Origin of the sequence: Caballeronia sp. LjRoot29 (assembly GCF_964252755.1) — a bacterium.
Lineage (GTDB): Bacteria > Pseudomonadota > Gammaproteobacteria > Burkholderiales > Burkholderiaceae > Caballeronia.
This window is the reverse complement of record NZ_CAXUPU020000003.1, coordinates 181532-205848: the sequence shown is the minus strand read 5'-3', so window position 1 is coordinate 205848 and position 24317 is coordinate 181532. Positions and strand designations below refer to the sequence as shown.

Below are 24317 nucleotides of genomic sequence, written 5' to 3'. Positions count from 1 at the left end.
CGGTGACGGCGGCTGCGTTCTGTACAACTTCAAACTTCTTCGACCACATCGATGAAATCCGCTTCGCCGGCCCGCTGGTTCGTCCGGGCGTTATATCGGCTCTTGCGTATCAGCCCGATCAAGCGAACCCCGCGCTCGACGAATGGGCCCTGATCCTTGCGAAATCCGAATGCCTCGTAAAATCCGCGCAGACTCACCGGCGCCAGCAAGCGCACACCGTGTCCGGGCCACCGTTCGCCCGCTGCCGCAAGGACACGTGTAATCAGCGCCGCAGCCGTGCCGTCGCCGCGCCGTAGCGGGCTCGTGAGGATCTTGTCCACCATCACCACGTTCGACGCGTCCGGCCCCATGCTGCCCTCGTGCAAGCGCGCGTAGGCCATCACCGGCATCGGCCGCGAGATGTCGTCGACTGCAAAGACATGAAGCGATGTTTCATCGCGTCCGTCCGGGTCCAGATGCACATGGGACTGTTCGACAACGAACACAGCGCTTCGCGCCCGCAGGATCAAATACAGCTCCCGTGCGGTTATTTGCTCGAAGTCGAGTGCTTTCCAGTTCATGTTCCGGTCCCGGTCCAGATGAAGCCGGCAGCACCGGCTTATTCGATGTTCATACCTTAAGTCGTAGACCGCTTAACTTCCGTGCGGCATCGCACCGACGCAACCCCTTGTCAATCCGTCAAATACGGGTATCCGAACCGCAATCGGTGAATGACGAACTGCCGCGATAAAGAGCCTGGAACAAGAGCCTGAAACAAAAGTCCCACACCGCCTGCGCGGGATGAGCTTCCAGGTTTCAAAACAAATGTGCGCCAGGTTGCCGATTGCACGACCAGCCCGTTCCGGCCATGCCCCGGTCACGCGACCGAGCCGATATCAAGCGGCTGCAACTGATCCTGGGTGAAACACCTTTAGTGACGCTTTTTTGGGGCTATTACATGAAATCCGCACTGCGTCGCATCCTTACCGAATTCGCCCGGCGAGACGTTCCCACCTGTTCGCCTATCCGCGCCGGACTCGAGGTACTGTCATGACTGCCGTCCATGGCAGCGGCGCCACGGGTTCAAGCCGCGAGCGCGCCCGGGTCGTGCAATTGCACCCGCTCCACACGCGTGTGCGCAAACACCAGTCGCACTCGCTGCACCAGGGCGAACGGGTCTGGGCGGAAACGAATTGCTACGTGGATCTGTGGATCGAGCTGCTGCACGGCTATGGACTCGATCCACGCGCAGCGCTTGCCTTTACGGTGACGCAAGACTTCGAAGGGGACCAGTTCACGTTCGTCAAGTTTCCGCTGGAGGACCTCGACAAGCTGTACGGTTTGCAGGTCCAGGAACTGGCCATCTACGATTCGCTTGAAGACCGGGTGCGTACGCAGACCCAGCGCGGCCATACGGTTCTGGCTCAAGTCGATGCGTTTTACTTGCCCGATACGCGCGCCACGTCATACCGGAACGAACACACGAAGACGACTATCGGCGTGGATTACATCGATCCGCGCGCGCGCCGGCTTGGTTATTTCCACAACACGGGTTACTTCGTGCTCGACGGCGAGGACTATGAAGGCGTGTTTCGACGGCTGCCGGAACTCGATGGCCGTCCCGAGCTGCTGTTTCCCTACGTGGAGTTCTGCAAGCGCGTCCGGGCGCCGCTGAGCGGCACGGAACTGGCGGAAGCATCGGCGGATCTGCTGGTCGCGCATTTGCAACGGCGTCCGGCGCGCAATCCGATCACGCAATGGCGCGCGGCTTTTCCCGAGCACCTGGAGATGTTGTTCGAGCGCGGCGCCGATCACTTCAACCAGTACACATTCAACGTCATGCGCCAACTCGGCTCGAACTTCGAATTCATGTCGAGATATCTCGTCTGGATGCGCGAGCGCGGTTTCGCTATCCCTGAGTCGATGCCGACGGCCGCGCAACGTATCGCGACCGAGTCGATGGTGATGCAGTTCCGGCTGGTACGGGCCGTTGCCCGCGGCCGGCGCGACCCCTGTCACGAGTGTTTCGATGTACTGGAAGAGTCCTACGCCAAAATCGTGGAGCCGCTTGCGGCGCTGATCAGCTAAGGGCCCGTCATCAATCGCTGGCCTTTGTCATCCGCCGTTACTCGGGCGGACTACATCCCCTCTCGACGAAATCGTCATGAGTGGCCCGGGCCAGTCCTTGGCGTCCGGCTCGCATTTCGAGAGTTCGTCACCACGCGTACCGAAGGCTATGCCAGGCCACTGCGTTGAGTGCTAATGGACAGCTCGTGGACAGCTCGTCGGATCGCTTTCAGCGCCCGTGCCAAGCACGTTTCATCGTGCGCGATAAGAGACCGGCAAAGTCCAATCTGACACTCCGTCGCCGTGCGCTTTTGATGACCACTGGTATCGACTGGTCCTATGCAGAAAAAGGCCGCGCGGACTACATGCACAGACTTGCAACACTTTGCGAAGCCCGGCTCGACGACACAAAACTGCTCGATTTCAATTCGATGTTTGTCGCGCACGATCGCGAACTTCATCGCGATGGTCACAGCACGTTCCACCTCCGCGTTCGCCTTGCAATACGCAAACGCTTGCGAGCTCCGATGTGACACGCTGATGACCGCATACACATGACGACGGGTCTTGCATCTGCGATACCTTGCCCGGAGCCTCAAGGTTCGATTCGCGGTTTTCGTCGAGCAAGCAGCGAAGAAAGTTGCGGGCTGTTAGTGCATGCCAAACGTTTGGCACGCTGAGCTCACGTTGTTGATCCACGCTACCTTTTGATGCTCGACGGGTTCCCTCTTTCACCCGGCCGTGATCGCCATATCCCGCTAGCTGCTCGCCGACGCAACACTTCTCATCCGCCAAAAAGCGAGGTTCGTGCACTCAACGCAACGTTTTCAATACACGGCTCGCGTAACGAAAAGGCCGACCGAAACAAGGCGAGTTGCCTCCCATCAGGCGGTGCAAGCGTGTCAAGCGGTGCTCGAAAGCAACTGCGTTCGCTAGCGCACCAAGTTGATGGAACAGTTCTGAATCAATTATCAAACAACCGATGATTGGTGGCTCAAGCCCCCGGCTCATCAGCTCGCAGGGTCGCTTCGCGCGTTCAGAAAAAAACTCAAATGGGCCACCAGCAAGGCATTGCGCAGACAAAAGCATGCGCTGCATCAATCGCATCAATAGTGTCCGTCTAACGACGCCATGTTCAAGAGTGAAACAAAAATATCCATCTGCTGATTTGCGCTCATCGTGCTTGATACACGACCCCATGATGGCATTGAGAATGCACATCGCTGGCACGGTCCTCGCTAAATGAGTCTCGCAGCACTGGCATTGTCCAAAACGAATTTAACTAAATGACGATGCCGGACTGCTTACGGGGCTGGTCGCGACACGTTTCGATGGATGCCGTCAGATGCATCCGCGAAACGAATCGCTGACCGGTAAATAACAAGTAAGGCGCAACGCGCAAAGTTACGAGAGAAGAACATCATGCTGACCCTTCAGTCCGACCTGCATGGCAATCATTTGTTGGGTGCGCTTCCCGCACACGAATGGCAGGCCCTCACGCCGCACCTTGAACTGGTTCAACTTCGCACCGACCAATTGCTGTGCGATTCGGGACAACGAATTCATCACGTGTATTTCCCCACCACCGCCATCATCTCGTTGCTGCATACGATGGAAGACGGCGGTTCAGTAGAAATCGCAGCAGTCGGCCGCGAAGGCATGACCGGCGTACCGGTACTGACTGGCGGTGAAACCATGCCGACGCGCGTCCAGGTGCAATGCCCGGGCTTCGCTTATCGCATGAGCGCATCGGCATTGCGTGAACAGTTTGGCCGCTCTGACTTCCTGCGTCGCCTGATGCTTTTGTACATGCAAGCACTCCTCACGCAAGTTGCGCAAACGGCAGCATGCAATCGTCATCACTCGCTCAACAAGCAACTGTGCCGCTGGCTTCTCATCGAAATCGATCGCACCACGTCGAACCAGTTGCAAGTCACGCAACAGTTGATCGCCGACATGCTTGGCGTGCGTCGTGAAGGCGTGACAGAAGCCGCAGGCAAGCTGCATGACGCCGGCCTGATCCATCACAGCCGTGGCTGCATCAAGGTCCTGGATCGTGAAGGCCTGGAGTCGCGTGCATGCGAATGCTACGGCATCGTCAAGCGTGAATTCGACCGGTTGCTGCCGCGCCTGCATCAGGTTGAAGCGGTTCACTGACCGCGGGAAAGGAGCAGGAGCGAAGGAGCCAGAGCATGGCCTCAAGTGTTCGGCGCTTAGCCCCTTTGCAGCCTGCCCAAGCGCAAGACCGTGTCGATCATCGCCGCTAGAGAGTATCCCGGGGTGATCGTCCGATTGCGTTCCCCTTAGCGAAGGGGATGGCGAATGCCATTGAGCGATCGCGTACGCAGTCTGTGAGAGATGGACTCTGTTCGACGCTTGGGTCTTCCCGCGAAAAAGCCCATGACAATGGTGCTTGAGAACACATCTGTCTGCCGGCCTCACGCAATGCCGTGCATCCTTGGCTTTCAACAACGCACCTTTCGAGACATCGATCGAAGGGCTTCGCGCTTACCCATGTATGAACCGGCACGCGGTGCTGAACGGCAAGGGACTGTTGTGTACGTTGACGCAGGCTGCAGTGGCGGACGGAGACGGACGAACGCCAAGGCAGTGCAATGGATGGCCGCTATGTGCCTCGGATAGCGATAAAGAAAATAGCCGACTCACGCAGACCGCCAAGACCGAAAGCAGTAACCCAGACCACCACTCCCAAAACCGGCAGCCCCAAATCAGCCCGCCGGCGCGAACGAATAACCGTCGCTCTATATGACCTTGACATACACCGGCGGCATAACGCTCGTCAGCTCGCTTTCCCGGCTAGGACCGGCCTTGGCCATTGCGTTCAATACCTCAACGACAAACCGGCGGCGAAAGTCGGCAGCGCCGAACCGTTCAGCATTCTTGCGGCACGCGGCAATCGTAAAGGCATGCGAGGAATCCTCGAACCGCTCGACGGCATCACACAACGACGCCGATGTCTGAGTCATGAAATGCAAACCCGTCGCGCCGGGAGATCCGAGCGGAACCACCGACTCCAGCGCCCCACCCTTGCCATAAGCAATCACTGGCGTGCCACACGCCTGCGCTTCCACGATGGCAATGCCAAAATCCTCTTCCGCGGCATACACAAACGCCTTGGCACGCTGCATATGGTCCTTCAAGACATCGAATGACTGATAACCCAAGATGCTCACATTGGGTGTCGCCTTCGAACGTACCAAATCCATCTGCGGTCCATCGCCAATCACCACCAGCTTACGATCGGGCATGGAAGCAAACGCTTCCACGATCATATCGATACGCTTGTAAGGCACCATCCGCGAAGCGGTCAAATAAAAGTCGCCCTTCTCGTCCCCCACCTCGAATGCCTGGACATCAACGGGCGGCGGAATCACAGCCGCTTCTCGTCGGTAGGTCTTCAAGATACGGCGCGCCACGAACTGCGAATTTGCAATCAGGCGGTCGACGCCATTAGCTGAACGCGAATCCCAGTTACGCAGGTAATGCAGCAGCATGCGAGCCGCCCATGATCGCGGTCCATGATCGAGACGCGCTTCACGCAAATACTGATGTTGCAAATCCCACGCATAACGAATGGGTGAATGCACGTAGCTCACATGAGTCTGGTCGGGCCCGACCAGCACACCCTTCGCTACCGCATGCGAACTCGAGAGAACAAGGTCATAACCAGACAAGTCAAATTGTTCGATAGCAAGCGGCATCAGCGGTAAATAACCCCGATACTTTTTCTTTGCGTAGGGAAGCCGCTGAATGAAGGAGGTCTTTACCGGCTTGTTATGAACGATAGAGCGGTCTTCGAGGAAGTCTACGAGACTGAAAATATCTGCCTGCGGAAAGCACGCAATCATTTGCTCCAGCACCTTCTCTGCGCCGCCCGTCGTCACCAGCCAGTCGTGAACAATAGCCACTTTCATGATGAAACCCGTCTGCCGCAGCGTTTGCTGCCAATGAAACGAGTTTAGAGATAGTCACTACATGCTTACGTTCGTACGCCCACACAGATCAACCATCGTGTTACGAATATTGAGCGCGGTGCCCGCTTGCCCACGGTTGATGCATTTATCGGCTCGGTTCGCCGATCCGCGACGCGCTGTTATCGATGCTCATAAAATCCGCAGCCAGCTTATCAATTTCATAAAGGGGCTTTATTCCTGGAGCATTGAAACGAGAACTACATCGCAAGTTCACTTGGCGTCGTCGATAGAAGTGGTCGTGCATGCGTCCACGCGTATGGCGACGTGAAGCTGGCAAAGCATCACTCAGTGCTGATGCTATTGCAAAGACCAAAACACACTCAAAGAAAAAATAAGTAAAACAGTTAAAGATTAGAAACCCCCGATCCATGATATGCCGAGCTCTTTCAATAACCTGCTTACGTGACTGCTTTAACGCTTGCTTAGATTGCGTGGCATGGCGAGTTGAATCTCGTACAGGGCGGCAAGCATAGCCAGGTAAGCACGTTCGCTTTCTGCCTCCTCAAGCGACATTCCCTTGCAGGTCTGCCCGCCCATGATCATGCCAAGGCACAACGCATAGTTGCCTGCGAATGCAGTAGGTGATGGCTCTACGTGCTTGAGCCGCGAGTAAGACGCATCGAGCGTCTTGCGAAGATTGGTTTGCATCGCCGAACTCCCTTTATTGTTTAGACCTTTGACTTCACGCCCACGCATCAGCCGCTATACAAGCTATTACGCTTTTTAACGCAGACAGAATGTTCGCGGTCGCGCAATAAGTGGGCTTGGAGCGTGTTGCTCTGGGGACTGGCTTATTTTGACTGACTGCCTGTTCTTCTCGATCAGAGATATCTTACTAACCACATACAACATTGAAGCGCTTTGTTTCGCGCATCCGGGCTTGAGGCCGCGTTCAGATCGCCCTTCCTGGATTGCAGCAAATTGCAAAGCGCAAAAAAAAAGCGCGGCCAGCGTGAAGCCTCCGCGCACGGTTAGAGCTTGTCGCAAGCCTTAGCGCTGCGTGTAATCGATCCGTTCCACGCCGCCAGGCGCTCCTAGCAGACATACGTTCGCGCCACGCGCCGCGAACAATCCAACCGTCACCACGCCCGGCCATGCATTGAGCTGCGCTTCAAGCGCGAGCGGATCGTCGATCTTCAACGTCTTCACGTCGATGATCTCATTGCCGTTGTCGGTGATAAACGGCGAACCGTCTTGCGTCACGCGCAGCACCGGAACACCGCCCAATGCCGTGATGCGCCGGCCGATCGCCGTGCGTGCCATCGGCACGACTTCAATGGGCAACGGAAACGTCCCAAGCACCTCGACGCGTTTGCTTGCGTCCGCGATACAGACAAACACGTCCGCCACCGACGCCACGATCTTCTCGCGCGTCAGCGCCCCGCCGCCGCCCTTGATCATCGCGCCATGCGGGTCGATTTCGTCGGCACCATCCACGTACACCGGCAACGATTCGATCTCGTTCAACTCCAGCACCTTGAAACCATGCGCTTCGAGCCGGGCCGTAGAGGCAAGCGAGCTCGATACCGCTCCGCGATACCGCGACTTCGTGCTGGCGATGGCATCGATAAAACAATTCGCCGTCGTGCCCGTACCGACGCCGATCACCGCGCCTTCGGGTACGTTGGCGTGGACATAAGCGGCCGCTTCGGCAGCGACCAGTTGCTTCAGTTCGTCTTGGGTCATGGCGAGGGTGACAGCGTCGAGGGGAAAAGCTCAATTCTAGCCGAGCGCGGCGGCGCAGCGTTTCGGGGCTGTGTCAGCTGCAGCCGTCCACTCAAACGTGCACGAAAAACCCGAGTGGATTATGCGTCCGCGCTACCGATGCAATAAACGCGAACACGATGATTGCCAGCAGGCCGAACACCGCTCGCGCGCCTTTCGTGCGAGCGCGTTTGAGCGCAAACGTACCCAGCACGATATACACGATCAGCCCGACAATCTTCGCCGACAGCCACGCCGCATTCGGCCCAAAGCCGATGATTCCCACCAGCCCGATAGCGCTCAACAGCAGCAACGTATCCACGATATGCGGCACGATCTTCACCGCCCGTTTTTGCAGCAGTGTCGATTCCCGCAGCATCCAGACATAGCGGATGATAAAAGCCAAAATGCTGAGCGCAGCGCAGGTCATATGCACGGAGCGCAGCGGCAAATAGAGATCAGACATGGGCGCGAAGAACCTTTAAGGGAAGTATTTATCGAGCAACGCGGCCGCGATTGCATCGGTTTCTGCATCGGGGTTGCCCGCGTAATCGGCGGGGCGAAAGTGCATCTGGAATGCGGCGATCACACGGCGCGTCTTGTCGTCGAGCACGCCGTCTGTCGCGACGTCATAGCCGTATCGATGGAGTTTTTGCTGCAAGGCAGCCACTTCGACAAGCGACTTGGGATCGCGTCCGGCGAGGCGTTGAGTCACCGTAGCGTCATCCGGCCATGCGCCAATACCGTTGTCGTAAAGCGTGCGCCAGGGGAACGCGGGGCCCGGATCGGTCTTGCGTTGGGGCGCGATGTCGCTATGACCTACCACGCGCGTAGGCGGAATCTTGTAGCGCGTGACAATGTCCTTCGCGAGCTTCACGAGCGCATCGACTTGTGCCGGCGGATACGGTTGCCAGGTGCGTCCCTGCGGTGTATCGATAGGACCCACGTTGACGTTCTCAATGCCGATGGATGCCGCGTTCAGTTCCGTCGTTCCCTGCCATTCGCTTTGGCCCGCATGCCACGCCCGCTCCGATTCCGGTACGAGCTGATAGACGACCGGTTCGCCATTACTCACAGGCGGATTGTCGGGCACGACATAGTGGACGCTGACATCATCGCCCGTCAGGACTGCGAGCGATCGCGCTTCGTTGCCTTGCGTGTAATGCATGACGAGAAAGCGCACACGCGAGTCGGCGCTAGGCGCGTGATATCGCGTATCGGCAATGTAGGCGCCACGATTGATCTCAGTGCTGGAGCACGCCGCGAGCAGCGCGCAGCACACACCGCAAATGACAGCCAAACTGAATCGCATGACGTGCGCTTACTTCTTCTTCACCGACCGTTGCCGCACGGCTTCGAACAAACAAATCCCGCTCGCCACCGACACATTCAGACTTTCGACGCTGCCCGCCATCGGGATCTTCATGATCTCGTCACAGGTCTCGCCGGTGAGACGCCGCATGCCCTCGCCTTCCGCGCCGACAACGATCGCCACCGGACCATCGAGCTTCGTCTCATAGACGCTCGCCGTGGCATCGCCCGATGTGCCGATCACCCACACGCCCGCGTCCTTCAATTCACGCAATGCACGCGCGAGGTTCGTCACGGTGATGTACGGCACGGTTTCAGCGGCGCCGCTCGCGACCTTCGCGGCCGTTGCGTTCAATCCGGCCGAACGATCGCGCGGAGCGATCACGGCATGCGCGCCGGCGGCATCGGCTACACGCAAACACGCGCCGAGGTTATGCGGGTCGGTCACGCCGTCCAGCACCAGCAGCAACGGCGTACCGCTGACGCCATCGAGCAGTTCCGCCAGGTTCTGCGCGAGCGGCATGTCGGTCGCCCGCGCGACCACGCCTTGATGGCCGACGTTGCCCGACAGGCCCCACAGGCGCGCTTCGTCGGCGGCGATCAGGCGAATGCCCGCTTCCTTGGCTGTGCGCAGGAAATCCGTCATGCGCCGGTCCTTGCGGGTCGGATCGTAGAGAATTTCTTCGATCGTCGATGCGTCCGCGCGAACCCGTGCGGTCACCGCGTGAAAACCATACAAAACTTTAAGACGTGACATGACTGGACCAGACCGTATTCAAACAAAACAAAATGGAAACGCGGCCCGGTGCGTGATGCATCGGGCCGCGCATTTCAAACTGAGGCGCGTCGCCTTCGTCGCTACCGCGCGCCTCAGCGCTTCTTTCGTGGCGGATGACTCTTGGCCGCCGCCTTTGGCGCCGCGCCGCGTTTCTTCGCCACCGCCACGTCCTTGGCGATAGTAGGCGGCAGTGCCGCCGCGGCTGCCTTGCCCATGGCCTGAGCCGCCGCCTTCTTGCCGCCGCGGTCGCGCCGCCGGCTATTCACGCTGCTGCCTTCGTCAGACGGGAACGGCCGCACACGCGGTCCCGCGCCCACGCCCGCACCATTTGCGGCGGAGTGTTCGACGGCAGGCGCCGAGGTCCGTCCTGGCGGCTTGACGGGGGTATCGCGGACCAGCCGGAAGTCGATCTTGCGTGAATCCAGATCGACGCGGCTGACCTGCACGCGCACCCGATCCGACATGCGGTAGCGAATGCCTGTGCGTTCGCCGCGCAGTTCGTTCTTGATCTCGTCGTACTGGAAGTAATCGGCGCCGAGCTCGGTGATATGCACCAGTCCTTCGATAAACAGCGAATCCAGTTGCACGAAGATCCCGAACGTCGTCACGCCGTTCACCATGCCGCCGTATTCTTCGCCGAGCTTGTCGCGCATGAAATAGCACTTGAGCCAGGCTTCCACGTCGCGCGACGCTTCGTCGGCACGGCGTTCATTCGACGAACAATGCAGTCCGAGCTCTTCCCAGATCGCGACATTGTTGCGCTGACGGCTGCGCGATTCGTCATCGGATTTCTGCATGGCCCGTGCGGCCTTCGTCAGGCCCGTGCTGAGCGTGACGTCGTGACCCACTTCGGGCTGATACTTCTTGCCCTGCAGAATGGCGTAGATCGAGCGATGCGTAAGCAAGTCGGGGTATCGGCGAATCGGGCTCGTGAAGTGCGCATACGCTTCGTACGCGAGCCCGAAGTGACCAATGTTGTCCGGACTGTAGACTGCCTGCTGCATGGAACGCAGCACCATGCTCTGCAGCATCTGTGCGTCCGGCCGATCGCGCACCATAGCCATGAGCGCGGCGTAATCGCTTGCATGCGGCTTCTCGCCGCCACCCAGCGACAAGCCCACGCCACGCAGGAACGCGCGCAGGTTTTCGAGCTTTTCGGGCGTCGGCCCGGCATGCACGCGATACAAGCCCGGGTGTTTGTGGCGCTTGAGGAAGTCAGCCGCACAAACGTTCGCGGCCAGCATGCATTCCTCGATCAGCCGATGCGCGTCGTTGCGATGGCGCGGCACGATCTGCTCGATCTTGCCCTGCGCATTGCAGACGATGTACGTCTCGGTCGTATCGAAATCGATCGCACCACGTTTCTGGCGCGCTGCGTGCAGCGACTTATACACGCCGTACAGGTTCTGCAATTGCGGCAACAGGTCGGCGCGCTTCGCTGCTTCCGGACCCTTCGTGTTGGTCAGGACTGAAGCAACTTCCGTGTACGTCAGGCGCGCTGCCGAATGCATCACGGCGGGATAGAACTGGTACGCCTTGATCTCGCCGCGCGCGGTGATCACCATGTCGCATACGAGCACACAACGATCCACGTGCGGATTCAGCGAACACAGGCCATTCGATAACTTCTCCGGCAGCATGGGAATCACGCGCCGCGGAAAATACACCGACGTGCTGCGATCGAGCGCATCGACATCCAGCGCTTCGTTCGGACGCACGTAATGCGAGACGTCGGCAATCGCGACCAACAAACGGAAGCCCGTACCGCGACCGACCGTCATGGGTTCGCAATAGACGGCGTCGTCGAAGTCGCGTGCGTCTTCACCATCGATAGTGACCAGCGGCACATCACGCAAATCCACGCGATGCCGGATATCGACGGGGCGTACTTCGTCCGGCAACTTCGAGGCCTGCTCGAGCGCGCGGTCGCTGAACTCGTGCGGCACGCCGTATTTGCGCACCGCGATTTCGATTTCCATGCCCGGATCGTCAATGTCGCCGATCACTTCCGCCACGCGTCCGAGCGGCTGCGAATGGCGGCTCGGGAAGTCGGTGAGATCCACCGAGACCACTTGCCCCACTTTCGCCTTCTTCGGATTCTGCGTGATCAGGATGTCGTGGCCAATGCGCTTGTCTTCGGGCACGAGGAGCAGCGCGCCGTTCTCGCTGATCAGCCGGCCGATGATGCGTTTATTCGCACGATCCGTGACTTCCACGATATGGCCCTCAGGCCGCCCGCGCCGGTCATACCCGACAATGCGCGCAAGCACGCGGTCGTTGTGCATGACCTTCTGCATCTCGCCGTTGGGCAGGAACAGGTCGTCCTGGCCGTCGTCGCGAATCAGGAAGCCGAAGCCGTCGCGATGGCCTTGAACCCGGCCGGCAACGAAGTTCGAGGGATGCGTGAGTTGGTAATAGCCGCGTTTGTCGAGACGGACCTGGCCGTCGCGCTCCATGGCTCCCAATCGCTTGAAAAATCCTTCGCGCTCCTGGCGCTTGATCGACAGAGCTTCGGCGATGTCGTTCGCAGCGAGCGGCGCTTCGCTCGTGCGCAACACGCCGAGAATTTCTTCGCGGCTCGGAATCGGATACGGATATTTGTTCAAGGGCTTATCGATGATCTCTTCTCGTCTAACTGAATGTCGCGGTTAATGGGGGATTACCCGTCGGCAATCCCATCCCAGCTTTACTTTCCAGCCCCGCCCGGGACTGGATCGGCGCGTTGCCGGGACGTTGCACTTAACGTTGTTCCGGTTCGTTCACGAATAGTTTGCGAACCATTCTAACACCCGCCAACCGGGGCACATCGGCTCGCAAGCCATATGGGTACTGGCTCGGAGCCGTGTTTCAGTTTCGGTCTCAAAATGCTTGACAGCGCGATACGCCCGGCTATAATTGCGTTCTTTGCTGCACACGCACCTTGCCCAGGTGGCGGAATTGGTAGACGCACATGGTTCAGGTCCATGCGCCGCGAGGCGTGGAGGTTCGAGTCCTCTCTTGGGCACCAAGATTCAAATTCGGAGCAGTCCGAAGTCGGAAAACCCCGTCAATCCTTGTGATTACGGGGTTTTTTGTTTTTTGCGTGTCGAGGCGCTGCTGTTCGAGCCGGAGTTGGAGATTGCATTGCGCAACGTCGAAACTGCGCTGGAGCGTCGCCCCTCCTGATCGGCCAGAGATTTTTACTTCGCGCGCGTCCGAACCGGGCAAAAACCTGTCTGCTCAAATATCGCCCCCCGCACGGCGAAAGAAAACTTCCAGAGGCTTTGCCCGCACTCCGACGTTATTGCGATCAAAACGCTGCTTGGGGGACACTCATCTTCCACTCTCGCACAATAACTTAGGAATGCAGATGTATTGAAACGACGGAAGCGGTCAATCCATACCCATCAAAGCAGCCACGACCATCGCCGGCAAAATCAGAGCCTGCAACAGGGTTATTCGCACCCCGCTTTTCATTATTCGCAATTCCCGACAGATGAATTCGCATTGTCTTTCTTTATCCATAACTCAGACACCCCTAGCATTGCCCCATCCTCAGAATCAGGACAGCCCGTTGCGCTCCTCCTGTATCGCATGAACCTAAGGGAATCTTATCGATGCACTCCGCGAATGTTTCCCCAACGGTGCCGCGAACGACTCGCGCCAAAATCCTTGTTCTCTTTGCGGTGATTTTAGCCTGCATCAGCCTGCCTTTAAGTCTGTCGGCGGGACCTGCCGCTCAAACTTTCATCGGCCGGGACCTTCCGGGCGGGACCGTTGCGCTGTCCTGGATCACCAACGCCTTCATGCTCGCCTGCGGCAGCACGCTGATGGTGGCGGGTGCGCTTGCCGATCACTATGGCCGCAAGAAAATCTTCTTCATCGGCATGTTCGTCATGACGCTCGTTTCGCTTGTGATGCCGCTCGCGCCAAGCGTCTTGTGGCTCGACTTCCTTCGCGTCCCGCATGGCCTTGCGGCTGCTTGTGCCTATGCCGGCGGCGTGTCAATGCTGGCACAGGAATTTGAAGGCGCGGCGCGTGTCAGGATTTTCAGCCTTATCGGCATCGCGTTTGGCGCAGGCCTTGCCTTCGGCCCGACGCTGGCCGGCATTCTGATCGCCCTCTTTAACTGGCATGCGGTCTTCCTCAGCAGCGCGGTGATCAGTTTTATCGCACTGATCTTGTGCATTTTCTACATGACGGACAGCAAGAATCCATCGGCGCATGGTCTCGACTGGGCAGGCGCCGGCACCTTCACTCTCATGCTGACGCTCTTCACCTTTGCAGTGGTCGAAGCCCCGGTGCATGGATGGACTGGCCCGCTTGACCTGGGACTCTTTTTGGCGAGCGGTGTGGTACTGGTCGTTTTTGTTGTGATCGAGACGAAAGTCTTGAATCCCATGCTTGATCTCAGCCTTTTCCGCTATCCGCGCTTCGTGGGCGCGCAGCTTCTGCCGCTCGCGACTGCATATTCCTATATTGCGTTGCTCGTGATTCTGCCGCTGCGTTTTATCGGGATTGAAGGGCTCAATGCCCTCGATGCGGGGATACTGATGCTGTATTTTTCCGCGCCGCTGCTCATCGTCCCGTTCCTTTCGGCAATGCTCACCCGATTTATTCCGGTTGGCATTCTTTCGGGCATAGGCATGCTGATCTCGGTCGGGGGGCTCTTTCTGCTCGCCCAGGTGCCGCTAGGAGATCATGGCATTTTGATGCGAGTGGATCTGCTTCTGATTGGCCTGGGTGCTGCTATTCCGTGGGGCTTGATGGATAACCTCGCGGTCAGCGTCGTCCCTAGCGATAAAGCCGGAATGGCCGTTGGTATCTTTGGCGCGTTGCGCGTTTCGATCGATAGCACCGCCATGGCCATTGTGGGTTCGTTGCTGGCGTTCTTCGCCCGGCAAACCCTGACTGAGATCAGGCCGGATCAGAATCCGGACACCCTGGCGTCAGGCGCGGCGCAACTTGCCGCTGGAACGCTGGCGAAAGCTGGGGCAATCCTTTCGGGTTTCGATCACGCGCACTTGCTGCTCGCCTATGATCTCGCGTTCAAGAAGCTGCTTTGGGTTGCGATTATCCTGACCTTGGGTGCCGCGGTATTGGTCTTTGTACTGCTTGGACGTGTTCGCTCAGACCACGGAGAAGTTGCAGGAGAAAAGAAGGACGAGACGCGTCGTGATGTAGCTGCACCGTTAGGGCAGGAATCGCCTGCATTGGATTAACGGCATCCTGTACCAATGTTTCGCACCGCCAAAGCAGAGCTGAAGGCCGGTGTCTTTTCGGACGTGGCCTTCGCTGAAACTTCACTGAAAATCGTCGCTGAAAACTCTCACTGACCTCGAAACAGCGACGGCTGAATCAGGAAATCGTCGCGGTTCTTGTCTGCAATCCATTGCGGCGCCCGTCCCCGGCCGCTCCATGTCGCCCCGGTAGCCGGGTCGCGGTACTTGGCGTTCGGGACCGGCGGGATCAACCGGGCATGAGCCTTGGTACCGATCAGCTCCTGCAGGGAGATTTTATATTCCGTCATTTTCGCGACGATCTCGCGCAGCGCGCGATCTGCTTCCTGCTCCCGCGCCTGCTCCAATTCCCGCTGAAGCGCTTCGCGCTGCGCCAGTAGTTCCTTCAAACCAGGCATTACCGTTTCCATATTTTCCGAAATCAATTAGGTCGAGTTTGACGCAGCCAACGCTGCCTGACCACTGAATATTAACCTCTATGCTGGTCACAATAAAGATTTAGCCGCGACTCGCTTCGTTAATTCGATCCATTGAAATCCGAAACGCATCGCGCTAAACGACGTTCTTTTCAACGATCGGACGGCATTCCAGTACCCGCTCCCAGCTCAGCGACGACAGGTCGAGCGAAGTGTATTTTCCGGACAGGATCAACTCGCTCACGCCACGCCCGGTCGCCGGTCCTTGCTGTAGTCCGTGACCGCTGAAGCCATTTGCGAAGACACAATTCTCGATGTCCGGGTGATAGCCAATAATCGCATTCTGGTCGAGCACGTTGTACTCGTAATAGCCCGACCAGCAGTTTTCAACGCGCAGAGCTTCGAATTCCGGAACACGATGTGCGAGCGTCGGCCAGATGACATCGTCGAAGATCGCGTGGTCGACTTCGTCCAGCGGCAGGTCATCCGGGTCATTATCCGCGGTCGGCGACGTACCGCAAATATAGGTCCTCCCCTCTGGGCGAAAATAGACCCCGGTCGGATCGATCAGCAAAGGGCAGTGTTCCAATCGCGCAGGCGACGACACATTAAAGATGCTCCGCCGCCGCGCAAAAACAGGGATGTCGATACCCATCATTTCCGATACCTTGCGTGCCCAGGCACCCGCTGCATTAACCACCGTATCGCAGGCATAACGCTCGCCATTGCTCGCCACCGCATGCGTGACGCGCCGGCCGTCCCGCACCAGTCCTGTCACGTCCGCCGCCACGTAGCGCGAGCCGAGCGACTGTGCCTTCTTGCGAAGTGCCTGCACAAGGCCATAGCCGTCGAACCACCCTTCTCCGCTCTCGCCAAACGCGCCGGCAACGAGGTCCTCGACATTCAGCCAGGGAAACTTCGCGCGCAACGCGTCTTGCGCCATCAGCGTGATGTCCGCGCCAAGCTTCCTCTGCAACGCGTGGTTTTCACGAAGCGTTGCGTCGCCTGCCTGGCTAGCAAGGAAAAGATAACCTCCTTCGTGAAGATCAATTGCCGGCTTGAACCCGTCGACTTCAAGAATGTCCCCAATACCGCGAAGAAAATCGATGCCGTACAACGACATTTGAATGGAAAGCGGCGTGGAGAATTGCTGCCGGATCGATGCGGCCGACAGTGCCGACGACGACTTCGCATAGCTCGGGTCGCGCTCGATGACGGTCACGTCAACCGTCGGATCCGAAGCACGCAGAAAATAGGCGATGGAACTTCCAATGACCCCGCCGCCAACTATAACGACCTTAGAACTCACGACTCACTCCACATGGTTGTAACCCGACGACTCGCTTTTGCGAGTCGTTCCTTTTGCATATTTCCCTTAAGCCGTCTTCACATACCCTCAAGCAACTGCAGATTGATACCCTAGCACCAGAGCCGTCACGCGGGTAGGTTTAGCATTTCCGCAAGCTGTGCAATGGCTTCTTTCCATGGGGCGTCGAAGTGACCTGCCTTCAAATAATCGAGTCCGGTCTTGGTAAATGTCCGCTCGGTCGCAATGCCCGCAGAGAGTTCAAGAAGACCCTTCTCCGGCTTGCCCAAGGCAAAGCTGGCCGGCCCCGCGATATTACCGAGGGTCAGCGCACGAGCAGCGTCGGGCTCAAGCCCATGCCGCTCGAGTTCAACCGCAAGCGCGTGAGCAAGGTCGTATATCCAAGTCGACGCGCATACGGAAATTATTGCCGCGTTAAACGCAGCCTCACTTGGCAACGCAACGACATTGCCAGCACAAGAGAGCAACGGCATGAGTCGCGGCGCTGGCGGATAAAGCGGGATAGGACCCGGCGCTATTTCGATGTAACTGCCCGGCATGATGAGATGCACGCCCTCCACTTCCGGCAGCATGGCGCGAAGCTCGTCGAGGCGAATACCTGCCATTGCGGAAAGGACGATGTGCCGACGCTCCCAACGCAAATTCGCCAACGCCGCCTTAGCCTGTTCCGGCCTCACGCTCAGGAGGATCACGTCGGCGCCCGCCAACACCTCTTCGGCTGACGCAGCCACCACGCAATGCCGATTTCGCGCCAGCGTGCTGGCGATCCCGGCATTGCGCGGCGAGAGCAAGACCTTACCGTCGTACCCACCTCGACGCAGCGCCGTAATAAAATACGAAGCGAATTGTCCCGTTCCGATTACGCCAAGACCAGCCATGGATGAGTCCGGTATCGGCATGATTAGATCAACGCTGCCGCAGTATTCCGATAGATCAGCATAACTATGCATCCCTGTTCTGAAACAGCGGTATGCTGCGTGCCCGGCGAACGCACGCAATACTGCCCACGCAAGTAAGTACGGTCTTCATCCGAAAATTCACCGTCGAGCACGTAGATCTCCTCTAGCAAATCATGACTGTGCAACCCCGCTCTCGCACCGGCTTCAACCCGCATCAAAACAGTGGACTCGCCGGTCGAAGGATTCTCGAACAACGTCACAATATCGAATCCCGGCGTATCCGATGGCTGCCACTGAAGGGCAGTCGCATCGAGAAAATGCGAGCCCTTCACATCGGGACCCAACGCGACTCGCATGCCTGTGTTGATCATTGCCTCTCCTCAATACGGGACATGGGTCACTGAACCAGCCGCGGTTGACCGACATCGGCTGCTGAGGGCTCCAGACCATGCGCCTTCAGGATTCGCGCGATATCGCCAGACTTGTGCAGCTCAGCAATGTCCGCGCTCAGCGCATCGCCCAGGGCCTGATTCGACTTCGTGTACGGAAATGCAGTCTGGCCCGGCTGAACCGACGCCGGGACCCTGGGGTCCGGCTTCACCGGCATGATCTTGATGGAAACATACCCCCCCTTCTTCTGATCGTATTGCGCAACAGCGAAGCTGTCCGTCCCGACGTCAATCCGGCCAGCCGCCAGATCCTGCGCCATGGCGACCGGATTAGGATAGAGGGTCAGCGAACTGCCGAGTACCTTCTGGAGATCGCCCGTCCAGAGATAACCCTGAACCGATCCCACGCGCTTGCCCTGCAAACCGGCGATGGTGTCGATACCGTCCTTGGAGATAACGCCCATCTGATCGAGGTACATCGGGCCGCTAAGCCCAAGGACCTTCGCGCGGTCAGCCGTCCGGTACCAGTCGCCCATTCCTATATCCGCTTTCCCCGACACGACCGACTGAATGACGGCAGCCGGATCCACCGTGCTGATCGAAAGCTTCAGGCATTCCTTCGCCGCGATGAGCTTGACGATATCGCCGTCAACGCCACCAATATCCGTGCTGCCCGCCGGAATCGAATACGGAGGAAATACCCATGCTGCCACCGATAAAGTGCCGGACGTAATGGTCGGAAACGTATGAGCGGGCTTGCACTGATCCGCGAAGGCGGAATAGGTGACGCAGGACAAAAGGAGGCCGGCGCAGAGTCTCCTGAAGAATTGTTCGGACGTTTTCATGTCGTTTTCCTATCGTGGCTTCAGTGGAGGGATATTCACGGGCAGCTAAGCGGCAAAGACGGAGCGAATCTATCGAACGGCATGACGTCCCAATCTTCGTTCAAGTACGGAAACAAACAGCGTTGCGGGAATGCAGATGACAGCGAACATCAAGCCGGCAAGGATCAGGACCGGCATGTATTCAAACGTCGTGGACCCGATATTCGATGCCCGGCTGACCAGTTCAGGAAGCGCGATCGTGAAGCAGAGCGACGTTGCCTGAAGCATCATTATCGAAAACCCGAGTAGCGCGGGAAGCGCAACCCTAAGACCTTGAGGAACGATCACAAAGCGCAGTGCGTCGAGGCCGTTGAGTCCGATCACTAACGCAGCCTCTTTTTGCCCATACGGGACGGCTTCGAATCCCGCGCGGATGATCTCGCTGGTATAGGCGCCGGTGCAGCACGCGAGCGCAACCACTGCCGACGCGAACGATGACAACGTAAGGCCCGCCGTCGGCAAGCCGAAATAGACGAACTGGAGCAGGATAAGAACGGGCGCTCCTCTGCCGATTTCAACGAACGTCAACGCGGGGAACCTGATCGCCTTCGACTTGGCCGGCACCGCAAGCGCGAGTACGAGCCCTAACGGAATGCCTATCGCGAGGCTTAGGGCGGTCACTTCGAGCGAGAGGCCATAACCGTCAATGAGCTCCGGAAGCCAGCCCTTCCAAAGGTTGAGAAGCTCCATCATCTCGATACCCTCGAACGCAATTGAACATCGGCCCAGCGCGACAGCCACGCGATCGGCAAACTCAGGAGGATGTAAAGAAGCGCCGCGGCCGCGTAGACGCTCAGCCCGCGAAAAGTCTGTTGAGAAATGTGATACGACTGGTAGGCCAGATCAGTCACGCCGATGGTCGACGCGACGGCTGAGTCCTTTAGCAGGCCGATAAGATAGGTAGCACCGGACGGTAATGCGATCCTCGTCAACTGCGGCAGAACGACGTCGCGAAACTGCTGGCTCCGCGTCAGGTTCAACACCTTCGCCGCTTCGAATTGTCCCGGGTGAATAGCGGTCAGCGCGCCTCGATAGATCTCGGACATGTTGGCGGCGGTCACCAAGCCGAGGCCCACCACCGCGGCAGTAAACGGGCTCATGGCTATGAGGCCGTTGCCAATGCCAAAGAACACAAAAAAGAGCCAGACGATGGGTGGAATTGACCGGCAGGACACAACAATTGCCGTCGACGTAAGCCGCAACCAGCCGGTAGTCGAAAGGCGCATTGCGCAAAGCGGCAATCCGAGCAGCGCGCCCAGAATGAACGACGCAAGGGTGAGCGCGATTGTCCACGGCACGCCCTTCAGGATTGCGGTGAGATCCATGATCATTACCGGTCCCTCACTGCGCTAAGAAATTTGGCCGCGCGTTCGGTCTTGGGAGCGCGCATGATCTCGGCACTGGGTCCTTCCTCGAGTATGTGACCTTCAGCCATCAGGATCACGCGATCCGAAACGTTCTCTGCAAAATGCATCTCGTGAGTGACGACGATCATCGTCATGCCCGATACAGCAAGCTCCTTCATGACGGCCAGCACTTCGAGGCCTAACTCCGGGTCCAGTGCGGAAGTGGGTTCGTCGAACAACATGATTTCCGGCTCCAGAGCCAATGCACGCGCAATCGCGATCCGCTGCTGCTGCCCGCCGGAACACCGTGCGGGATACTGGCCCGCTTTGTCAGCCAAGCCAACGCGGGCGAGAAGGTCCATTGATCTTGCGTCCGCCTCTTTTCTGGAGCGGCCCATGGTGCGTTCCTGCGCAAGACTGACGTTGCGCAGCACGGAGAGATGGGGAAACAGGTTGAAGGACTGAAAAACCATGCCGATCTTCCGGCGCAATGCGACGAGGTCCCGTCGGGAGACTGGGCTCCCAGCGTCGATCGTTACGCCTCCGATTGTCACCTTGCCTTCGTTCGGCGGCTCGAGTTGATTGATACACCGAAGCAATGTGCTTTTTCCGGAACCGCTGGGGCCAATGATCGCGATGACCTCGCCGACTTGCATCTGAAAGCTGATGTTCGTAAGGACCCTGTGCGTGCCGTATGTCTTGCTCACCGATTCAACGCAAAGTATCGGTTCGCCCGTTAGCCCGGCGCGCTGCGAGGCGGCCGGCCCGGACTCTAGAAAGGGAGAAGCAATACTATTCATGGAACTCACTCCGTGAACTTCGTGCGAAACCGGTCTCGGTTGCCCGGGGCTTATATAGATGCACGGCCAGACCATTTGACTAAGCCAAAAAACAGACCTCAAGTGATGCTTTCGCACCATGTAGTGCACAAATTGAATCAACTGTTCGTGGGCTCTTCGTGGGCTTCGCAGCGCTTCGCTCCACGCCTTCACCACTCATGGCGAAACTGCATCAGCTTGTTCAGCACTTGATCGAGCAACGCGCGCTCCGATGAGCTCAACCCGCTCAGCATGGCCGACTGCCTCTCGATAGCAACCGGCACCACACGTTCGTAGAGCTTCCGCCCGCTCTCGTTCAGGATGAGTGAGCTCTCACGCCGGTCAAGCGGATTGATCTTGCGCCGAATCATTTTTCTTTCGCTGAGTCGCGTCACCGCACGGCTGATACTGTTTTTTGGACGGCCGGTCACGTCGCAAATTGTCTTGGCTGCCATCGGACCATAGGAACTCAGGCAGCTCAGCACATTAAACTCGTCACGGCCGACGTCGAAGTCACGACTCATCGCTGTAAAGCATGGCTCGGTGTAGTAGTTCGACCAGAGCGTGAAGCGCCATGCGTCGCTGATCGGTCCGTTCGTGACGACCGCGGCGAACACGTCTTGAGTATTAATCACGCTATCGGATGCCTTCAGTTCCGTTTCCTGACTATCCTCAACTGTACTAACCATATTTTCTTATCCTTGAATTCAACAACCGGGCGAAGCCATATACAGGCCCCATCTAGACTGACAGCGGGCCATGCGCTCCCGACTCTCAATGAAAGGAGTCAGTCAACCATTCCGCCACCATTAGATCCAGATGACCGCCGCCACCATTTTTGAACAGGGTAATTTCCTGCGGGTCGTGCCGTCCCGGAATCTCCTTCCTGCACAAATCAAAGAGGTCTCCTCGTATGTCCGACAGCGTGATGGTTCCATTCTTCAGCGGTTGAACTATGTCGCCACAATGCTCGGCCGTGAGCCCCAGATGGTCCACAAATATGCTCGACCGGAGAATGGCGGTGTCGTTCGTCTCGCGCATGTCCGGGGTGAAACCGCCGACAAGATCGACATGGCACCCGGGCTTAAGCCACTTGCCATCGAGCACGGGTGTAGAGGACGAGGTTAGACACACCACGATGTCAGCGTCCGCAACACTTGCCTCGAGGTCATTCGACACATGAAAATCGACGGGCAGAAAACGCTCCGCTATCAACTGTTCTGCGCGATCTCGGTTCCGGTTCCATACGGCAATCCGTTCGATGGTCGGGCAAACCGCGTGCAGGTAAGTCAGATGAGTCCTGGCCTGAGCGCCAGCGCCGAGCACGACCAGTTTCATCGGGCTGACCGGAGCGAGGTACCGCGCCGCGAGTGCCGAATCAGCCGCAGTCTTGCATCGGGTAAAGCTTTCACCCACTATGAAAGACCTGAAGCGCCCATCCAGCCGGTCGACCAATGCGAACGCCGAATGATACGTAGGCGAAGGCTGATTCAATTGACCGTTATCGGGGGAGATCGAGACGAGTTTTGCGCCCATCGATCCGTCCGGTCGTGCCCCTACCCAGACGAGCAACTCGGCACTCGGCCGATCATCCCTCAAGCTTGCCGTATGAAGTCGCCCAACGGTTTCGTATCCCTCCAGATGCTTCATTTCCATTGCATCGATCAGTGCAATTGGGGAAGCCCGGGCCAGCACCGCGTCGGCATCAATCACGCGAGGAAGGGCTTCGCTCATGACGAGTATTGACGACCAAGAAGCGGACTTTGCGAGAGGACAACTGACCCGTTCGCTGTTATCAGCACTTGCTCTTCAAGCTTGACGCCCTCTTTACCGCCCTGCTCGCCGATATAACTCTCCACCGACACAACCATGTTTTCCTGGAAGGTTCCGTCGTATCCCCATGCATCGAAGTCGACGGCATAGGCGACACTCGGATATTCATCCACCAGCCCGACGCCGTGAAGCATCATCATGTATCGGTTATGCACATAACGCTCCGGAACCGGCCAGCATTGTTCGGCGAATTCGCGGAACGACAGTCCCGCGCGAAGCAGACCCACGTTGTGCATGATCTGGTCTTCCGCGAAGCCAAGAAGATTTCCCTGCCTTGCTGACATGGTCCGACCTGGACAAACAAAACTTCGGGAGATGTCGGACAGGTAGCCGCCCGGCCCGACCATATCCGTGTCGAAGCAAACCATGTCACCCGCTTCGATCACCCTGTTCGTTGCATCCTGGAACCATGGGTTGGTGCGCGGCCCCGAATTCAGCAAGCGGCTTTCGGCCCACTCCCCACCATGTGCGATGTTCGTCTCATGCAGGATGCTCCACAACTGGTTCTCGGTCACACCGGCATGAAGCGACTCGACCATGCGCGATATACCCAGATCGCATACGGCCATGGACACCTCGTGCTGCGCGATCTCCTCCGGCGACTTGATCAGCCGCGCTTGCTCCGTAAGCGGCTGCGCGTCGAACAATTCGATGCCATGTGCCTTGAGGCGCTCCGCGCCCCAGGGATCGCAGCGATCAACCGCTAACCTTCGATTACCGGCGCCATAGGTGGAAACCAGATCGGCCACTTCCCTGGCCCATAACGTAGCCTTTTCCTCGACTCTCGGACCGGCAAGAAAGTACAGCCAAGGAATGGCTGGACGTATCTCGTCGATGGTTTCAATGCCTTCGCTGTTGTGTTGGCTGCTAGTGAAGTCAAACAGGATCACCGGTCCGTCTGTAGCGATATACACATAACGACTCGGGGAATGCATGACCCAAAGCCCTAGATTGTTCGTGTCGGTGGCGTAACGGATGTTCAACGGATCCGCCAGAAGTATCCCGCCGTAATCATGCGAACGCAGTTGCGCGCGAATTCTTTCGAGACGATATGCGCGAAGCGAGCGCCGGTCGATGCCCTCAAACCGTTCAATCAGCGTCCGGTCGACAGGCGCGATCCGATGCCCCTTGACGGCCTGATCCTCTCGATACTCACGACCATCGCGAGGACGTTGCAAGGTCCGGCCGGAAAGGCTCGCATCACGATCCATGGTTACGTCCATCCTCTATCGACTTGTTGTCCGATCACCGATGATTTCAGATTAGTCCCACGTGGAACCATATGTCAAGGTATCAAAAACGCCGATTTAGCGCGGTGTGGCTAGCCGGGTTTTGAAGCGTTTGCATAATAG

The 24317-nt window shown here is 58.1% G+C and carries 25 protein-coding genes and 1 tRNA gene; 6 read left to right on the top strand and 20 right to left on the bottom strand.

The annotated features are described in order from the left end of the window. Nucleotides 1–29: 29 nt before the first annotated feature. Nucleotides 30–560, bottom strand: coding sequence for a GNAT family N-acetyltransferase (locus ACSQ83_RS05015; protein ID WP_436227400.1), 531 nt, complete (start codon nt 558–560; stop codon nt 30–32). A gap of 469 nt (nt 561–1029) precedes the next feature. On the opposite strand from ACSQ83_RS05015, the gene ACSQ83_RS05010 reads away from it, so the two are divergent. Continuing rightward, nucleotides 1030–2067, top strand: a complete 1038-nt coding sequence (locus ACSQ83_RS05010; protein ID WP_414969408.1) for a DUF1839 family protein — start codon at nt 1030–1032, stop codon at nt 2065–2067. A 185-nt stretch (nt 2068–2252) separates the two neighbouring features. Further along, nucleotides 2253–2579 (top strand): hypothetical protein, encoded by a 327-nt coding sequence (locus ACSQ83_RS05005; RefSeq protein ID WP_436227399.1) that lies wholly within the window; start codon nt 2253–2255, stop codon nt 2577–2579. Between the two features lie 280 nt (nt 2580–2859). On the opposite strand, the gene ACSQ83_RS05000 is transcribed toward ACSQ83_RS05005, so the two are convergent. Further along, entirely contained in the window at nt 2860–3267 is a 408-nt protein-coding gene (locus ACSQ83_RS05000) for a hypothetical protein (RefSeq protein ID WP_436227398.1), read from the bottom strand. 201 nt (nt 3268–3468) lie between these two features. Here ACSQ83_RS05000 and ACSQ83_RS04995 point away from each other — a divergent pair, with 201 nt between their 5' ends. After that, nucleotides 3469–4203 carry a Crp/Fnr family transcriptional regulator gene (locus tag ACSQ83_RS04995; RefSeq protein WP_047897701.1) on the top strand — a complete coding sequence of 245 codons (735 nt, stop codon included), beginning with the start codon at nt 3469–3471 and terminating at the stop codon, nt 4201–4203. A gap of 605 nt (nt 4204–4808) precedes the next feature. On the opposite strand, the gene ACSQ83_RS04990 is transcribed toward ACSQ83_RS04995, so the two are convergent. From ACSQ83_RS04990 to rnr, 7 genes are all read right to left on the bottom strand, one after another. Then, nucleotides 4809–5981 carry a glycosyltransferase family 4 protein gene (locus ACSQ83_RS04990; protein ID WP_436227397.1) on the bottom strand — a complete coding sequence of 391 codons (1173 nt, stop codon included), beginning with the start codon at nt 5979–5981 and terminating at the stop codon, nt 4809–4811. Between the two features lie 471 nt (nt 5982–6452). Then, on the bottom strand, nt 6453–6689 hold the full coding sequence (locus tag ACSQ83_RS04985) for a hypothetical protein (RefSeq protein ID WP_414953908.1): 237 nt from the start codon (nt 6687–6689) through the stop codon (nt 6453–6455). A 342-nt stretch (nt 6690–7031) separates the two neighbouring features. Continuing rightward, nucleotides 7032–7727 (bottom strand): ribose-5-phosphate isomerase RpiA, encoded by a 696-nt coding sequence (gene rpiA, locus ACSQ83_RS04980; protein ID WP_414953909.1) that lies wholly within the window; start codon nt 7725–7727, stop codon nt 7032–7034. Between the two features lie 91 nt (nt 7728–7818). Continuing rightward, nucleotides 7819–8211 (bottom strand): SirB2 family protein, encoded by a 393-nt coding sequence (locus ACSQ83_RS04975; RefSeq protein WP_436227396.1) that lies wholly within the window; start codon nt 8209–8211, stop codon nt 7819–7821. A 15-nt stretch (nt 8212–8226) separates the two neighbouring features. Then, nucleotides 8227–9057: an N-acetylmuramoyl-L-alanine amidase gene (locus tag ACSQ83_RS04970; protein WP_414953911.1), complete on the bottom strand. Its 831-nt coding sequence runs from the start codon at nt 9055–9057 to the stop codon at nt 8227–8229. Between the two features lie 9 nt (nt 9058–9066). Beyond that, nucleotides 9067–9813, bottom strand: a complete 747-nt coding sequence (rlmB, locus tag ACSQ83_RS04965) for a 23S rRNA (guanosine(2251)-2'-O)-methyltransferase RlmB (RefSeq protein ID WP_299719165.1) — start codon at nt 9811–9813, stop codon at nt 9067–9069. Between the two features lie 113 nt (nt 9814–9926). Next, complete coding sequence (gene rnr, locus ACSQ83_RS04960; RefSeq protein ID WP_436227395.1) at nt 9927–12440, bottom strand: ribonuclease R; 2514 nt, start codon at nt 12438–12440, stop codon at nt 9927–9929. Between the two features lie 316 nt (nt 12441–12756). Between rnr and ACSQ83_RS04955 the strand changes: the two genes are divergently transcribed. The 3 genes from ACSQ83_RS04955 (at nt 12757) to ACSQ83_RS04945 (ending at nt 15035) form a co-directional block, all read left to right on the top strand. Continuing rightward, nucleotides 12757–12841: transfer RNA gene (locus ACSQ83_RS04955), tRNA-Leu, on the top strand. Next, nucleotides 12832–12999 carry a hypothetical protein gene (locus ACSQ83_RS04950; protein WP_436227394.1) on the top strand — a complete coding sequence of 56 codons (168 nt, stop codon included), beginning with the start codon at nt 12832–12834 and terminating at the stop codon, nt 12997–12999. Before ACSQ83_RS04955 ends, ACSQ83_RS04950 begins: the two co-directional genes overlap by 10 nt. Nucleotides 13000–13430: 431 nt before the next feature. Next, the gene (locus ACSQ83_RS04945; protein WP_436227393.1) at nt 13431–15035 is read left to right on the top strand and encodes an MFS transporter; all 1605 of its coding nucleotides are present in this window, start codon (nt 13431–13433) and stop codon (nt 15033–15035) included. A gap of 107 nt (nt 15036–15142) precedes the next feature. Here ACSQ83_RS04945 and ACSQ83_RS04940 read toward each other — a convergent pair whose 3' ends face one another. From ACSQ83_RS04940 to ACSQ83_RS04890, 11 genes are all read right to left on the bottom strand, one after another. After that, on the bottom strand, nt 15143–15451 hold the full coding sequence (locus ACSQ83_RS04940) for an H-NS histone family protein (RefSeq protein WP_436227392.1): 309 nt from the start codon (nt 15449–15451) through the stop codon (nt 15143–15145). A 154-nt stretch (nt 15452–15605) separates the two neighbouring features. Continuing rightward, nucleotides 15606–16778, bottom strand: coding sequence for an NAD(P)/FAD-dependent oxidoreductase (locus ACSQ83_RS04935; protein WP_436227391.1), 1173 nt, complete (start codon nt 16776–16778; stop codon nt 15606–15608). Between the two features lie 125 nt (nt 16779–16903). Then, the gene (locus tag ACSQ83_RS04930; RefSeq protein ID WP_436227390.1) at nt 16904–17674 is read right to left on the bottom strand and encodes an NAD(P)-binding domain-containing protein; all 771 of its coding nucleotides are present in this window, start codon (nt 17672–17674) and stop codon (nt 16904–16906) included. Nucleotides 17675–17697: 23 nt separating this feature from the next. Next, entirely contained in the window at nt 17698–18066 is a 369-nt protein-coding gene (locus tag ACSQ83_RS04925) for a cupin domain-containing protein (RefSeq protein ID WP_436227389.1), read from the bottom strand. Nucleotides 18067–18092: 26 nt separating this feature from the next. Continuing rightward, entirely contained in the window at nt 18093–18929 is an 837-nt protein-coding gene (locus ACSQ83_RS04920; protein WP_414969416.1) for a substrate-binding periplasmic protein, read from the bottom strand. Between the two features lie 69 nt (nt 18930–18998). After that, nucleotides 18999–19661, bottom strand: a complete 663-nt coding sequence (locus ACSQ83_RS04915) for an amino acid ABC transporter permease (RefSeq protein WP_414953920.1) — start codon at nt 19659–19661, stop codon at nt 18999–19001. Then, complete coding sequence (locus ACSQ83_RS04910; protein WP_414953921.1) at nt 19658–20293, bottom strand: amino acid ABC transporter permease; 636 nt, start codon at nt 20291–20293, stop codon at nt 19658–19660. The genes ACSQ83_RS04915 and ACSQ83_RS04910 overlap by 4 nt, the downstream gene beginning before the upstream one ends. Nucleotides 20294–20298: 5 nt before the next feature. Beyond that, nucleotides 20299–21114, bottom strand: a complete 816-nt coding sequence (locus ACSQ83_RS04905) for an amino acid ABC transporter ATP-binding protein (RefSeq protein ID WP_436227388.1) — start codon at nt 21112–21114, stop codon at nt 20299–20301. Between the two features lie 188 nt (nt 21115–21302). After that, the gene (locus ACSQ83_RS04900) at nt 21303–21821 is read right to left on the bottom strand and encodes a MarR family winged helix-turn-helix transcriptional regulator (RefSeq protein ID WP_436227387.1); all 519 of its coding nucleotides are present in this window, start codon (nt 21819–21821) and stop codon (nt 21303–21305) included. Between the two features lie 85 nt (nt 21822–21906). Beyond that, nucleotides 21907–22866 (bottom strand): ornithine cyclodeaminase family protein, encoded by a 960-nt coding sequence (locus ACSQ83_RS04895; protein ID WP_436227386.1) that lies wholly within the window; start codon nt 22864–22866, stop codon nt 21907–21909. Next, nucleotides 22863–24176, bottom strand: coding sequence for a M24 family metallopeptidase (locus ACSQ83_RS04890; protein ID WP_436227385.1), 1314 nt, complete (start codon nt 24174–24176; stop codon nt 22863–22865). The genes ACSQ83_RS04895 and ACSQ83_RS04890 overlap by 4 nt, the downstream gene beginning before the upstream one ends. Between the last annotated feature and the right edge of the window lie 141 nt (nt 24177–24317).